Below are 12,760 nucleotides of genomic sequence, written 5' to 3'. Positions count from 1 at the left end.
GCACTGTACTTCGAGGGCCTTGCCATGTGGATCTACACCTTCCTGGACCATCAAGATCCATTGTCAGGTGTGTCCACACCACGGGGGTCACCTCATAGCCATTGCAGAGCCGTAACCTGGCCACACACAGGTGGTCGAGCAACGAGCACAGCTCTGACGGCTTCGTCCTGACCGCGGACGAGGACGGCTCAGCAACCCTCGTCGTCCCGACGGGGCAGCGCGTAACGGTGCTGACAGCCGCTAGCTGAACCACGAGAGCTTCGGGCACGTCCGGCAAACGGTCTTGCCCGAAACTGCTGCGGGGCGGTGCGGGCCCGATCAGGCTGGCCCTCAGCAGAATCGCGCCCCGGAAGACCTGGCCCGGCGATGGGACTCAACCCGGTCGTGGTTGTGGGCGAGGACGAGGATGCTGCCGTGTGTAGTAACCCGACGGCCGGCGGTCGGCGATGGGCAGTGCGCAGTAGCGAACACAGAGCCGCATCAACAGCGAGCGACGGGGAACCTCCTCCTCCTGCCGCAACGGGCCGCGCCTCGGCAGCGCTCCGCGCCCCACCCCGGACCACATCGGGCAGCGATATGGCCACCGACCCAGTCGGTCGGCGGCCATATCTGAGCGAACTGCCCGGCGGCAGGAGCCGCCCACGGCCGTCTACGTCAGTGCCAGGTGCTGGTGCGCGCCGGCTTCGACCGCAGTCACACACTCGGTGAACGCCTCGCGTGGCTTCTCCCACGGGTCGGGGACGTCATTGTCGCCCAGGTAGAGCTTCAGTTCCGGACCAGACTTCCGACCGGCCAGGTCCCGCAGGGCCTCCAGGATCCTGGCGTCCATGGCAAGCACCACGTCCGCCCAAGCGAGGAGGCTCTCGCTGACCTGGACCCCACGATGGCCGCTCAAGTCGTAACCGTGCTCGGCCGCAACCTCGATCATGACGGGGTGGGCACCGCGGCCTACGTGCCAATCGCGGATGCCGGCAGATCGTACTTCGACAGCGTCACCGCCCCGCGCGGCGAGCACGGCGGCCGCCAGCGGTGCCCGGCAGTGGCAGCCCGTGCACACCGTCAGAATCCGCCGGGGCCGGTCAGCGGTCACCAGGACTCGACCTTCTCAACCTCGATGGCCAGGACCCCGAGCGCTTCCTTCTCGGCCGGGAAGATGTCCCGGATCGCGCGCAGCTGCTCCTCGGGGGTGGTCGTCGGGTTGATCGCGGCCGCGCTCTCGTGGTCGAACATTTCTGTGAAGGACGTGTACCGGGTAACGCGCTTCACCCGGGTGAGTGTCGCCTCGTTGCGGCACGTGAAGCGGATCTGGTCACCCGCCTTGATGCGCTGCATCGACGTGTAGGCGACGCGGACCTCGATGGTCTTCGTGCCAGCGGCGATGAGGTCGTAGTACTGCTTGTAGATCGGCATGTCCCGGGCGCGGGGGGTTGTGGCGAGGCGGGAGGGGCGCGAGGCCATGAGACGTCCTAACTCCTGTGAGGTGAAGCTGCGGAAAAAGTGCTTGGGGTCGGTGAGCAGGTGACTGACCATCCAGAGGAGGGCATCCACGTACTGGTCAGTGGTGCCCGGCCACTCGGTGGTGGAGAGCATCCACGGCTCGACGCCGGGGAAATCTGTGATCTTCCCCGCTGCCCGGATGAGGGACTTGGAGAGTTTGCCGCCAGTGTCGGAGAGCACCTGTGGGGTGAAGATCCGGACCGGCATGGCACGGGCCGGCGTACCGAGCTCGGCGAGCGCTCCGTCGACCAACTGGCAGCCGAATGCCCAGTCACCACCCTTGAGCATGACGTGCAGGGTGCTCGTGTTCCGGGTGAAGGAACGCTCCTTGACGACGTTGCGGTACAGGGTGGCCAGGTCCAGGTAACCGCCGTCCATGGGGTCGATACACAGCTCGTACGGGCCGTGATCATGGCAGATCGCCGAGAACACAGCGCCGTCGCCGTCGAGCCGGACCAGGCATGTCCGCTCGGCCCGCTTCTCAGCCCACCCGCACGTCGGGCAGGGCAGCCGCGTGTGGACGACGCCCGTGGACGGGTTCAGCCACCACCGGAGGTCGTCCAGAACCTCCAGGGGTCGCAGGAACTCGGCCCTGAAGGCGGGCTGGCCTGCTGGTCGCTGTACGTCCCGGTGCCGTACTCGACGTCGGTGGCGTCCGACAACGAGTCGAAGAAGGGCCGGTAGTAGCCATCTATCAGATTGGCAACTCCGTCCTTGCCGAGCGCGTGGAAATACGTCTGCTGGTAGGCGTGGTGGGTTTCAGGATCCAGGACGATGTCGTGAGGGGCGTTGTCGAGCGCCCCGAAGTTCACCGCGGTGTCCGTACGGAATGTGCGCCGGGCCTGCTGGGCGAGGAGGAACGCAGATGCCTGGACGAGGTTCGTGCCGAGGTGCGGGGCCCCATTGATCTGTGTGCCGACGACGAACTCAATGCGCTGGGGCCGCATCGCCTGCACGCGGGGTCGGATCATGTCGATGGTGCGCAGGAGGGCATTCGCGAGGACGCTGTTAGGCGAGACCAGGGTCGGTGCTGTGTGCGCGGACATGATTCTCCCTACAGAGGCGGGCGGATGTTGGCGCGGATGAATTCCAAGCGGCTGGTGGCGTCGTCGGCGGGCACGAACAGCGGCTCGTAGCCGGCGTCGTAGTAGCCCTGCACGATCAGTTCGTGGACACGCCGGATCTCGCGGTCCTTGGCGAACACGACATCGCTCTCGTCCTCGAAATTGGTCAGCGGGTCCAGGACGAACACGATGTCGTACCGGTAGATGCGGGTGGCCTCTTCCAGCTCCGGGTACGGAGAGAGCCCGAAGAAGGCATCCCAGCCGTAGCCGTCGGGGATGCCCCAGTTGTAGAACCGCGGCCCGGTCTTGTGCGCGCAGTACTCGTCGACGAACGCCTGCAGGACCTCACGGGAGTAGTCGCGACGGTCGCCGACCTCCAGGTGACGCCCCAGACGCTCGCGGTGCCGACGGTAGATTTCCCTCGCCGGCTCGCCGTCGGTCGCGGGAAGGCCGACGGCGACAACTGCTTCGAAGAGCGCTTCCTTGCCCGCGCTGGGGCCGCCGGTGATGACGTAGCGGCGGGCTGTGGTCTCGGAGCTGCCCTGAGGGGTGCTCATGAGGTGGTCTCCTCATCGTCGGGATCGGTGGTCAGAGCGGTCCGCCAGGTGGTCACAAAGTCGGATCCCCCTGGAGCGGCGCGCATGGCCTCAAGGAAGAGACCGGGAGTCGGAGCCGACGCCGCGTCGGCAACAAGCAGCGTCTGCGTCGGCGACAACGCGGGAGTCCAGCCCGCCAGATCCGCGAGGTCGTGCGGCGCAGCTCCGTCCGGCAGCAGCTCGCCACCGTACGCAGCCTGGTAGTGGCGGGCCTGGGCGTGTATCTGTCCGTACCGCCAAAGTGCAGCGTCCGCCGTGGCGCCGCTGGGGTCGTCCATGCTGACTTGACGTTCGACAGCCAGCAGCTCGGCCCGCAGGGCGTACACGCAGGCCCAGAGACGGGTGAGAGCCTCCTCGTGTTCTGCTGCCTCCCACGCGAAGACGTCAGGCGGAAGGCTCCGCCGACGCCTTGCCGGTCACACAGGAGGCGCGCTCGCCCACGGCACAGGACGTAGCCCGCGAACATCGACCTGTTCCCGTTCATACAGGTGTCGACGAACGGCTTGTTGGTGTAGACGATCGGCTTGACGCCCATCTGCGCGGTGACGACGTCGAGGAACGTCCTGACACCGGCCGTACTGAAGTTGCCCGGGCAGCGCCCGGCCTTGTCCAGCTCCAGGTCGAGCGTGGGCGGCAGCTCTCCCGCACGCTTGCCGCTGTAGCCGGCCGCCTTCATCGCGTTGACGAAGTTGCGGGCCTGTGCGGCCCCCGGGGTGCGGCCGTAGAAGTGGTACGCGCCGTGCATCAGCCCGGCCTGCCTGGCGCCCTGAAGGTCGCGGCTGAACCAGCGGTCGCTCCAGTCGGCGCCCTCGGTCGCCGTCTCAGGTCAGCGGGCCGTGGGCGGCCGAGTTCGTTGCGGCAGGTCTCCGGACGGCGGCACATGCTGCCCTCGACCGCCCGCCGCGCCTCACGACCACCGCAGGGCACGTGGCACGACCGCAGAGACCCGGCGCAGGGCCCAGCGAACGACTACGAGGGCTCGGGCAGTTTTACGCGGTAAAAGTCACGCAGTTTTTACCGCGTAAAACTGCCCCTCAAGGACCGCCCGCTCCCGCCACCTGGGCGCCGGGACCTGAGACCTCCACCTGACCAGCTCCACCGCCTGCGTGATCACTATTCGCTGACAACCTGAGGCTTCCTTCGTCGAACACGTGGACCAGGCCAACCATCGTGAGAGTGTGGCCAGATGATGCAGATACAGGAGGGACAGCGGAGGCATGAGTAACAGCACTTCGCTCCACCTCACCCGCACCCACCGGATACTCATCGGTCTCGTGGTCGCCGGAGCGGTGCTCATCGCCGCGATCGGGTTCGCGGGTTCGTACGCGGCGGTGCGCGAACTCGCCCTCCAGAAGGGCTTCGGGGACTTCTCGCTGGTCTTCCCGATCGGCATCGACGCGGGCATCTGCGTCCTGCTCGCCCTGGACCTGCTGCTGACCTGGCTGCGCATCCCGTTCCCGCTGCTGCGCCAGACGGCCTGGCTGCTGACCGCCGCGACGATCGCCTTCAACGGCGCCGCGGCCTGGCCCGACCCGCTCGGCGTCGGCATGCACGCGGTCATCCCGGTGCTGTTCGTGGTCTCCGTCGAGGCCGCCCGCCACGCGGTGGGCCGGATCGCCGACATCACGGCCGACAAGCACATGGAGGGCGTCCGCCTCACCCGCTGGCTGCTCTCCCCCGTCCCCACGTTCCGGCTCTGGCGCCGCATGAAGCTCTGGGAGCTCCGCAGTTACGAGCAGGTCATCAAGCTCGAACAGGACCGGCTGATCTACCAGGCCCGCCTCCAGGCCCGCTTCGGCCGCAACTGGCGCCGCAAGGCCCCCGTCGAGTCCCTGATGCCGCTGCGCCTGGCGAAGTACGGCGTCCCGCTGGCCGAAACCGCCCCGGCCGGCCTTGCCGCCGCGGGCATCGAACCCGCCCTGCTGCCCCTCGCCCCGGACCCAACCCTGACCACCCAGGTCCCGAAGCAGAGGCTGAGTCCCGCCCTTGAGAGCCCTGCCGCGCAGAAGAAGGAATTTACGCAGCTGCGTGCCGGAGAACCGCATCCGTCATTCCAGGTGCCTTCAGTAGCCGCTGTACGGCCGCACGAGCCAACACCGGACGATGCCAGGGCCGGCGGACGTCTCGCGGACGCCTACCGGGCCTGGATTGGCGCCTACGGTTCCGAGCCGACGAGTGCGCAGTTCGCACTCTGGCTCCAGGACAGGTACGGCATCGCCACAGCAGCCGGAGACCCGCTGTCCGACGAGCAGCTCAGGCCCCTGCTTCAGGTGCTCAAGCAGCGCGGCGCGCCCGCACCCGACGGCGGGTCCGGCCCCGGTGCTTCCCAGGACGCATCCGAAGAAGAGACATGGACCGACTACTTCTACAACGCCTGGCTCACGTACGCGGCGGAACGAGGCTCGTACCCCGACGCCGACGCCCTCGCTGAGTACGTGTACCAGCGCGACGGCATCCTCGGCGCCACCGGGCAGCCCGTCACCGCAGACGAACTGCGGGATTACGTCGTCCTGTTCCAGGAGCATGAACAGGGCAACGACGGGACTGGGCCTGCTCCTCAACACCGAGCTCAGTACAACGGCGACGACAACCCCGGCGAGGCCGGTCCGGCACGGGCGGAAGCGGACCAGACCGTCGAGACGGCCCCCGATCACGAGGGTGAGGAGAGCGACGGTCAGGGCTCTCTCCCGAGCGGACCCGATGACGACCCGGAGGAGCAGCTCGGTGCACCGCCACGGTTCGCCGCTGGCCAGCAGGATCAAACGCTGCCGACGGATCGGCATGCCGTACACGCGTCCGGGCGGGAGAGTAGCGGCCGCAGCATCGTCCAGGTGCGAGTCCCGAAGCCCCGTGACGAGGACGAGCCCGACACCGAGGAGTCGGCCCCGGACATCCGTGAGGGCGAGGTCGAGCAGGAGGCCGAGCAGCAGGACGGCTCTCACCTGACCGGCCCGGCGCGGGTGGAATTCCATTACAGAAAGTTGTCACCGGAGGAGCAGCAGCTTTCGGCGAAGGCTCTTGCTCCGGTCTTGGCGGAACGCTGCGGCTACCAGGAGGGCACGGTGCGGAAGTATCTCGGGCCGATCAAGCGGGCTGCCAGCGTGTGACGTTCCACCGCTGTGGAATGCGGGCGAGCTGCCCGGAGCGCTGCACGGGGGTGGGGGGGGGGGGGGCGGGGGCCCCCCCCCCCCCCCCCCCCCCCTCCTTTTCCCCCAGCGCCCCCCGGGGCCCCTCCTTTCCGGGCTTGGGGAGAGGGGGTGTGGGGGGGGGGGGGGGGGGGGGGGGGGGGGGGGGGGGGGGGGGGGGGGGGGGGGGCGGGGGGGGGGGGGGGGGGGGGGGGGGGGGGGACCCCCCCCCCCCCCCCCCCACCCCCGTCTGCTGTCCTGGTCCCGCAGGCGCATCCGGGGCCACTGCTTTCCGGCATTGGAGCAGCGGGTGTGCGGCCGGGGAGCGCTGGGGTGAGGCCTGGCGTCGGCTCAGGGGGTGGAACGCTGTGAACTGCGGTTTTCCAGTGTGGGTCAGCGTTTGGGTCATCCCCCGCTCGCGTCTTCCGTGCTGCTGTCGCTGTTCGTCGAGAGGGTGGGTGGTGCTGTCGGCAGGCTGCGGCCAGCGGTGGGGGACAGGTCGTTCTGTGTGGGAGCGGCCAGGTGGAAAACGGGCACGGTGTCGCTGCGACGGGCGCGGTCGGGGGGTGGAATTTTCCACGTTTCTCGTGGCCTTGCGGTCGGCGCGGTGGCTGGGTTGGTGAGTGGGTTTACCACCCTGCTGCGGGAGCCTTCGGCGGTCGGGGATCCGGGCGGCGAGGGGTGGAACGTAGCCGCGTCTCCGGTTGTGCTGTGTGACGGTCTGTCATTGTGCCGGGCACTCGTGGCCGGCGCTGCGGGCGTGGCGGGCCGCTCAGGGCGGGCGCCGGCAGAGGTGGCCGCCCAGCAGGAGGCCGGTCTCCCGGATGTGGCCGGGGCGGTTCTGGTCCATTCAGTGGCAGCGGGTGCCGCGTCAGGGTGGCGGGCGGTCTCCTCTCTACGACAGCCAAGCTTTCAGTGAAACTTGAAGTGTGGTTGTGGGTGTGTCACCCTCGCCCCATGAGCGAACCGGATTTTGCCGCACTGCGGAAGCGAGTCGAGAAGGCGGAGAAGGTTGCCGACGGCTATAGGGCCGAGCTGTACGAAGCTGCCGTCACTGAAGCCATGAAGTCGACCGTGTACGGCCACGTCTCCGCCGTTGCCCGGGAGTCAGGCATTAACGTGCAGCACCTTCGCGACCTCATCAACAAGGTCGACCCCGGCTGGCTCGCCAAAGCGTCCGAGGAACGCCAGGCCGCCAAGTCCAAGCGCAAGGAAACGGCGTGACGTGACATAAGCGCAGCCCCGGCCGGACCCTACGGCCCCTGCCGCGCACAGCCATATGCTGGCATGTGCTGACCTGCAGTTTTCCAACTGGGTCAGCATTTGGGTCAGCGCGCTTTCCCTGTAGCTGGCCGGTGCGCCGAAGGCTCTGCACTTCGCTCGGAAATGCAGGGCCTTCGGCGTTCACCGGCACCCGCGCAGCCTCGGGTGAGGCATCCCTCGGCCGTTGCTGCGCAGGGGTAGCCGACGGCCCAGCCTGCTACAGCAGGCGGAGGATCTGCTCGGTCTCCTCGTCCATGGAGGAGCCCAGCTCCAGGAGGAGTTCGTCGAGCTGGCGGACCGACGATTCGAGCGCGGCTTCTTCACCGAGCAGTGACAGCGCCCGGAACTTGTGGCGCCACAGGCACTCCATTTCCCGCGCGACGTCCAGGCCGCGGGTCGCTGCCCACAGGGCGTTGCGTGCGTCCCCGCGGGCGAGGTACCGCTCCGCGAGGTCGTCGGCCGCGTCCACGATCGCGGAGATCATTTCCTGGGCCAGGGATTCCGCCCACGCGTACCGGCGGGACGGGATGCCGGAGAACGGCCGGCCGTGGACGAGTTCCAGCGCCTGGCGCAGCAGCTGTTCCCCGGCCGGGCCGTCGGTGGTTCGGCCGGAGTGGGCCAGCTGCTGGAAGCGGTCCCAGTCGCAGTCGACACCGGCCAGCCGGTAGAGCTTGTCGGGCTGGGTGCTCACGTGGGGGAGGTGCTTGTTGCCCTGTGCGTCGGCGCCCAGCCACCTGCGTACGTCTCCGAGGCGGGTGTTGCGTGTGTCGCGGGTGACGATCCCGCCGGGCGCGAGGACCTCGTCGAGCTGGTGGTGGTTCGCCCCGGGGTGAAGGACCAGCCAGGCCGTCATCTCCAGCGCGAGGGTGCGCCGGTTGGACTTGATGGTGCCGGTGGCGCCGAGGAGATCGACTGTCCCGAGGACCTGCACCAGCGGGCGGTCCGGGCCGTCGGCGGCGCCGGCTCCGGTGGGCTGCTTGGGAAGAGGGACGACCGCGTCGGGAGCGGGCGTCGCCTCTTCCGGGCTGGTGGGTGCGGGGATCCGGGAGCTGACCCGGGGGGCGGGGCTGGACAACGACGGCAGGACGGGAGTTCCGGGGGACGGTGATGCGGTGGGCAGCGGCCCCGGGCCAGCGGGGTCTTCCTCGTCGGTGTCGTCGTCCTCCAGATCGGCGAACGCGGCCATCAGCCCCGGCTTGCTCACCGGCTCGGCGGCCTCACGTGCGGAAGGTGCCCCTGTCTCCGCATGGGCAACGGGAGAGGGACTCTCCACCGACTGCACCGCCGCGGCCGGCTCCGCGGCCAGCTCCTGTACCGGGGCGGGGACGTCGCCGGGTGCGTCCGCGGTCAGTGCGACGTCCAGGATGCTGGCGTATTCGGCGTCGGAGCACACCGACAGTGCGACGTTGATCGAGGTGCCCGGAACGGTGACGTACGGCAGATCGGTGTCCACCGACCATGCTCCGCCCGCTGCTTCTGGAACGGCGGTGCTGCTCGTGACCACGGCCACCGCCGACCGAGGCTGCTGCCCCAGCACTTCCCACAGCACGTCCCGGTTTCCCTCGGGTGCCGGGCAGGAATCCAGGTCCGCGACGACGACCAGCGGCCACAGCCCGCCCATCTCCGCCACCGAAGGATCCGGCGCCCCGTCATCCCCGTCGCCTCCGTCACCCGGCCCGTCCAGGGCCTGCTGCTGCTCCGCGTGATGGGCCTGCAGGACCTGTACCGCGTCGGCCAGGTCCGGATACGGGGTGACCCGGTCGCTGTCCACCATCGCCAGTCCGGGAGCGGTGTCCTCCCCGGCGACCGCGATGTCGAGCTGCTCGGCGAGCGGTGAGAGCGCGAGCGTCAGCGCGAGGGTCCGCAGGACCTCGCCGCGCAGGCCGCCGGTGAGGTGGAGCGCGCCGGTGTGCTCCAGGTCGACGAGCACGATCGCGCCCTGGTCGTCCTCGCCCAGCGCGATCAGCCCCGGATAGGGCGGATCGACCTCCCGGCTTTCCTGCGGGGGCAGCAGTTCACCGGAGTTAGCCGGGCACCACCACACCGCGCTCTGCGACGGATCGGTGGTGAACGGGGCAACCGCCGGGGCGGGCGCGTCCAGATGCAGCCGGACCCCCTCGGTACCGAGCTGCACCGCGGCCAGGGCGGGAAGCTGCCGGCCCTCCTCGGCGAGCGCCGCAGCTGCTGTACGCAGCGCCCGGTCCAGCATGGTCAGCTCCTCGCCGGCGTCCGCGCTGCGCAGCGCGATCTCCGTGAGGGCGGCCTGGCCGGACGGCATCGGGATGCGGAGGCCGCGGCGTCGGCGGCGCTGCTGCAGGATCCGCCGGGTGGCCAGGGTGCCCACGAGCCCGGCGGCCAGGACCCCAGTGGCTCCCAGGCCGACCATGCCGGCCCGCATCCCGGTCGTCGTCTGTCCGTCCTCGGCGGCGGCGGTGGCTTCCGGTGTCGGTTTGCCGGGCGCCGGCGTCTTCGCGGTGGGGGAGGGCGTCACCGTGGCAGACGGATCCGCCGTCCGGCTCCGGTCGGGGGAAGGAGTGGCGGGCGCAGACGGCTCGGCATCCGGGGCCGGCTGCGTCGGCGGTGCAGGGTCCTTCTCAGCCGGCTTCCACGATTCGTGGCCGTCCCGTGCGGGCGGCTTGTCTGCAGAATCGGAGCCGCGGCCGGGCAGCGCGATCTCCTGGCCCGGATAGATCCGGTCGGGATCGTCGAAGACCCGCCCGTTCGGCTGCTCCTCGCCCTTGTTCGCCTCATACAGCTCGGGCCACCGGTCCCCGTCACCGAGCTGCTCGTCGGCGATCTTTGACAGGTAGTCGCCCGGCCGGACGGTGTACGAAGCGGAGTCTTCTGTCTCGTCCTGTTCGCGGCCGGTGGCGGTCTTGCCGGAGGTGGCGGAGCCGGAGGCTTCAGCGTGCGTGGCGGCCGGGCGAAGGCCGGCGTCGGCGGGCAGTCTGACGCGGGTTCCTTCGGTGAGGAACGCGTTCTGAGGAAGGTCCGGGTTGAGGGCCCGGATGTCGGTGTGGCGTCGGCCGTCACCGAGATACTGCTCCGCGAGATCCCAGACCGTCTCACCTGTGGCGCCGACGGTGTGAATGGGGCCGGTGGTCTGAGGGGCGGGCGTGGCCGCGGAGGCCGGGCTATGACTTGTCTGGAGAGGCATGTGTGCGGGGGCCGTCGCGGCTGCGGCCGGAGTCGCCGCGAACGCGTTCGCCGACGGGAGCATGAGCAGCCCGCCGAGCAGCACGCCGGCCAGCCGCTGTCCGGACCCGAATCCCCGGATCCGGGGCAGCCGTGCCCGGCCGAGGACGGATACGGCTTCGAGGACCAGGGAGACCACGAACCATGCCCACAGCGCCCAGCAGGCGAGGGTGAGCACGGTGAACAGCACGTGCCCGTCGTCCGGTGCGGTCAGAGCATCGCCGATGGTGCCGGCGCTCGGGACGCCCGCAGGAAGCGTTCCCGCGCGCAACAGCAGCCACGGTGCGCCGACGACCAGCAGGGCCAGGGCGGCCAGACTGGCGAGGGCGCGGGCCCAGAGCAGGGGGAGGCGTGTGGGTGGCATGGGCGGTCAGCCTTCCATCTGGCGTACGAGCTCGGCGCTGCTGTGGCCGCTGATCGGTACATCGGTGTAGCCGACGGCCGACACCATCACGGTCGTGTAGGTGCCGGTGACGTCGACCGTGATGCGGGTACCGTCCGCGCTGACGGTGACGGTGCCGTGGGCCCCTGCCTGGGACAGGAACGCCTCTGCGGCCTGCTGGGCCGCGTCGGGATCGATGACGAGCGCGGTACCGGGAATCGCCTGGGAGAGGTCGATCTGCTGGCCTGCGGCCCTGGCAGCTTCCGCAGCGAGATCATCGGCATGCGCCTTGGCCCGCAGGATGCCCCCGCCGTCGACGAGCAGGGCCAGCATGCCGATCAGCGCGACTGAGCAGACGAGCCAGAACATGGTGACCGACCCGGCGTCCTGGCCGCGCAGCCGCTGGCCGCGACGCCCTCGGCCCCGGCCTGGTGGTTGGTGTGCGGGCGGCATCGTCTACTCCGTCCGGTCGGCGTACTGGTCCAGGGCACTGGTGGAACTGGCCGTGAGGGTCTTGGTGCCGGGCAGACCCGGCACCGCGAGCTGGTCGAGCGGGATCGTGCAGGTGACGGTCGCGGTCACCGACGCGGGCTCGCCGACGGGCCGGGAGAACCCGGAGGTGTCGATGCTGATGTGGCGTGCGGTGCAGTTCCGCTTGTCCTGGGTGAGCGCCGCCTCGGCTGCAGCCCGGCCGCGCTGAGAGGCAGTGTCGGCGTCCGGAGCCTGGGAGGCGGCGCGGGCTGCCGCGGCGGCGGCGTTGTCGACCGAGCTGTCGAACACCCCGGCCAGCCCCCATGCCGCCATCAGGCCCAGGATCGGGAGCAGCACGATCAGGCACAGCAGGGACTCCAGGGTGTAACTGCCCCGATCGCCCGTGGTTCTGTTCACGGATCCTGTTCTCTTCTCCCGCGGTGCCGCGCGCCGTGTGCATGTGGTCATGGCGTCACGTCGGCCCGTTCGACGGGCTGCTCGGCGCTCTGTGCCACCGTCAGCTCCATACCGGGCACCATCGAGAAGACGTTGCCGCGCACGGTGATACGGACCCGGTCCGCGGTTGAGCCCGCCGTGGAGACCGTCGCCGATTTGACGACGCCGACCTGCGCGATCCACTGGCGGGCCCGTGAGGTCCCGTCGGCGAGCGATGCCTCATACGCGCTGGCCGCGTTCGCGCCTTTACGGGCAGCGGTGTGGGCGTTGTTCTCGGCGAGGTAGTACAGGCCCACCTGCAGCAAGGCGGCGAGCACCAGGACCAGGGGAGGGGCGACGATGAGGAGCTCCAGGGTGCTCATCCCGTCGTCCCTCCCGGCTGCACGTATCCAGGCCCGGCGCCGACTCCCGGATGATGACTGGTGCCTCATGGGCTAGAACGCCGCCTGGAAGGAAGCGAGGAGTTCCTGGAACTTCGTCCCGAACACGGCGACGAATGCCACGGCGCAGCCGATGACCACAGTTGCCAGAATCATCTTCTCCATTGTTTCCATGCCAAGATCACCCAGCGGCCCGAACATCGCCTGACGGCGCTCAGCAAGGGCCTTACGGACCCGGTGCCGGAAGGCGCTGCCCGTCTTGGTGTCCTCGTCGTGCTGGTTCATCTGTCCCCTCCGTTGTTCTGATGTGTGTTGAGCGGGCGGACCCGCT

The 12,760-nt window shown here is 69.6% G+C and carries 11 protein-coding genes and 2 pseudogenes; 2 read left to right on the top strand and 11 right to left on the bottom strand.

What is annotated here, in order from left to right; all coding sequences use genetic code 11:
- Positions 1–649: 649 nt before the first annotated feature.
- From ACFV8T_RS42885 to ACFV8T_RS42860, 6 genes and pseudogenes are all read right to left on the bottom strand, one after another.
- Positions 650–1,057 (bottom strand): low molecular weight phosphotyrosine protein phosphatase, encoded by a 408-nt coding sequence (locus ACFV8T_RS42885; RefSeq protein ID WP_385338651.1) that lies wholly within the window; start codon positions 1,055–1,057, stop codon positions 650–652.
- A gap of 29 nt (positions 1,058–1,086) precedes the next feature.
- Entirely contained in the window at positions 1,087–1,929 is an 843-nt protein-coding gene (locus tag ACFV8T_RS42880; protein WP_385338648.1) for an ASCH domain-containing protein, read from the bottom strand.
- A 107-nt stretch (positions 1,930–2,036) separates the two neighbouring features.
- Positions 2,037–2,543, bottom strand: a complete 507-nt coding sequence (locus ACFV8T_RS42875) for a hypothetical protein (protein ID WP_385338645.1) — start codon at positions 2,541–2,543, stop codon at positions 2,037–2,039.
- An 8-nt stretch (positions 2,544–2,551) separates the two neighbouring features.
- Positions 2,552–3,118 carry an AAA family ATPase gene (locus tag ACFV8T_RS42870; RefSeq protein WP_385338642.1) on the bottom strand — a complete coding sequence of 189 codons (567 nt, stop codon included), beginning with the start codon at positions 3,116–3,118 and terminating at the stop codon, positions 2,552–2,554.
- Positions 3,115–3,435, bottom strand: a complete 321-nt coding sequence (locus tag ACFV8T_RS42865) for a hypothetical protein (protein ID WP_385338639.1) — start codon at positions 3,433–3,435, stop codon at positions 3,115–3,117. Before ACFV8T_RS42865 ends, ACFV8T_RS42870 begins: the two co-directional genes overlap by 4 nt.
- A gap of 206 nt (positions 3,436–3,641) precedes the next feature.
- Positions 3,642–3,962, bottom strand: a pseudogene (locus ACFV8T_RS42860) (GH25 family lysozyme); the annotation flags it as partial.
- 412 nt (positions 3,963–4,374) lie between these two features.
- On the opposite strand from ACFV8T_RS42860, the pseudogene ACFV8T_RS42855 reads away from it, so the two are divergent.
- Both ACFV8T_RS42855 and ACFV8T_RS42850 read left to right on the top strand, forming a co-directional pair.
- Positions 4,375–5,101, top strand: a pseudogene (locus ACFV8T_RS42855) (DUF2637 domain-containing protein); the annotation flags it as partial.
- A gap of 2,138 nt (positions 5,102–7,239) precedes the next feature.
- Positions 7,240–7,506: a hypothetical protein gene (locus tag ACFV8T_RS42850; RefSeq protein ID WP_385338637.1), complete on the top strand. Its 267-nt coding sequence runs from the start codon at positions 7,240–7,242 to the stop codon at positions 7,504–7,506.
- A gap of 256 nt (positions 7,507–7,762) precedes the next feature.
- On the opposite strand, the gene ACFV8T_RS42845 is transcribed toward ACFV8T_RS42850, so the two are convergent.
- The 5 genes from ACFV8T_RS42845 to ACFV8T_RS42825 form a co-directional block, all read right to left on the bottom strand.
- The gene (locus tag ACFV8T_RS42845) at positions 7,763–11,104 is read right to left on the bottom strand and encodes a LysM peptidoglycan-binding domain-containing protein (RefSeq protein ID WP_385338634.1); all 3,342 of its coding nucleotides are present in this window, start codon (positions 11,102–11,104) and stop codon (positions 7,763–7,765) included.
- A 6-nt stretch (positions 11,105–11,110) separates the two neighbouring features.
- The gene (locus tag ACFV8T_RS42840; RefSeq protein WP_385338631.1) at positions 11,111–11,575 is read right to left on the bottom strand and encodes a pilus assembly protein TadG-related protein; all 465 of its coding nucleotides are present in this window, start codon (positions 11,573–11,575) and stop codon (positions 11,111–11,113) included.
- Between the two features lie 3 nt (positions 11,576–11,578).
- On the bottom strand, positions 11,579–12,010 hold the full coding sequence (locus tag ACFV8T_RS42835; RefSeq protein ID WP_385338629.1) for a hypothetical protein: 432 nt from the start codon (positions 12,008–12,010) through the stop codon (positions 11,579–11,581).
- A 47-nt stretch (positions 12,011–12,057) separates the two neighbouring features.
- Positions 12,058–12,411: a TadE/TadG family type IV pilus assembly protein gene (locus ACFV8T_RS42830; protein ID WP_385338626.1), complete on the bottom strand. Its 354-nt coding sequence runs from the start codon at positions 12,409–12,411 to the stop codon at positions 12,058–12,060.
- A gap of 72 nt (positions 12,412–12,483) precedes the next feature.
- Positions 12,484–12,714 (bottom strand): hypothetical protein, encoded by a 231-nt coding sequence (locus ACFV8T_RS42825; RefSeq protein WP_385338623.1) that lies wholly within the window; start codon positions 12,712–12,714, stop codon positions 12,484–12,486.
- Positions 12,715–12,760 lie beyond the last annotated feature (46 nt).

Origin of the sequence: Streptomyces sp. NPDC059832, from assembly GCF_042731715.1 — a bacterium.
Taxonomy (GTDB): domain Bacteria; phylum Actinomycetota; class Actinomycetes; order Streptomycetales; family Streptomycetaceae; genus Streptomyces.
This window is presented reverse-complemented; position numbering and strand designations above follow the sequence as displayed.